General features: G+C 68.1%; 2 protein-coding genes. Both read left to right on the forward strand.

What is annotated here, in order from left to right:
- Positions 1–145 precede the first annotated feature (145 nt).
- A complete protein-coding gene (locus tag Pen02_RS43165; protein WP_372445778.1) occupies positions 146–574 on the forward strand; it encodes a transposase in 429 nt (142 codons plus the stop codon).
- On the forward strand, positions 499–1,023 hold the full coding sequence (locus Pen02_RS43170) for an IS5 family transposase (protein ID WP_372445779.1): 525 nt from the start codon (positions 499–501) through the stop codon (positions 1,021–1,023). Before Pen02_RS43165 ends, Pen02_RS43170 begins: the two co-directional genes overlap by 76 nt.
- Positions 1,024–1,046: the final 23 nt, after the last annotated feature.

Genomic DNA, 1,046 nt, shown 5'->3' on the forward strand with positions numbered 1-1,046 from the left:
TAGGCCCTGTGTCGAAGTCGGTGCCAGGGCTTGAACCGGCGTGAGGATCTTCGCGTGTCGGTGGTCGTGATGTAGCGAGGCCTCCGGTAGATGGTTCAGCGACCAAGCAGAACCTGAAACCGGAGACCTCGTGGACACCCTAGCGGTGACGAGGCGGTTCGACCTGACCGACGCCCAGTGGGCGACGCTGGAGCCGTTGCTTCCGGCGCCGAAGCGGCCAGGTCGACCGTCGTTGTGGAGCAGACGGCAGTTGATCGACGGGATCCGGTGGCGGATACGCGTCGGCGCCCGTGGCGGGACGTGCCACCCCACTACGGGTCCTGGCCAGCGGTGTACGCCCTGTTCCGGCGCTGGCAGCGCAACGGAAACTTGGCAACAGGTCCTCACCGCGTTGCAAGCCCGCGCTGACGCGGCCGGCCAGATCATCTGGGACGTGTCGGTGGACTCGACCACCGCCCGAGCACACCAGCACGCCGCCGGAGCGCGGAAAAGGGGGCTCTGCAGGCCGAACCGCCCGGCGGGGTCAGCATCGAGCCGGACGACCGTGCCCTGGGTCGTTCTCGCGGCGGGTTGACCACGAAGCTGCACCTGGCATGTGAGCAGGGCCAGAAACCCCTAGCCATCGTGTTGACCGCCGGACAGCGCGGCGACAGCCCACAGTTCATCCCGGTCCTGGCCGGCATCCGCGTACCCCGCCTGACCACCGGCCGCCCCCGGACCCGCCCGGACCGGGTCCTGGCCGACAAGGCGTACACATCCAAGGCCAACCGGGCCTACCTACGTCGGCGCGGCATCGCCGCGACCATTCCGAGCAAGACCGACCAGGACGCCCACCGGCGGGCCAAGGGCTCCAAGGGCGGTCGGCCACCAGCCTTCGACCCCGAGATCTACAAGCAGCGTCACGCCGTGGAATGCGGCATCAACCGCCTCAAACACCACCGAGCCGTGGCCACCAGATACGACAAACTCGCCGTCCGCTACGAAGCCACCATCCACCTCGCCACCATTACCGAGTGGCTGTGACCGACTTCGACACACGGCCTAGT

The organism is Plantactinospora endophytica, from assembly GCF_016862915.1.
GTDB classification, from domain to species: Bacteria; Actinomycetota; Actinomycetes; order Mycobacteriales; family Micromonosporaceae; genus Plantactinospora; species Plantactinospora endophytica.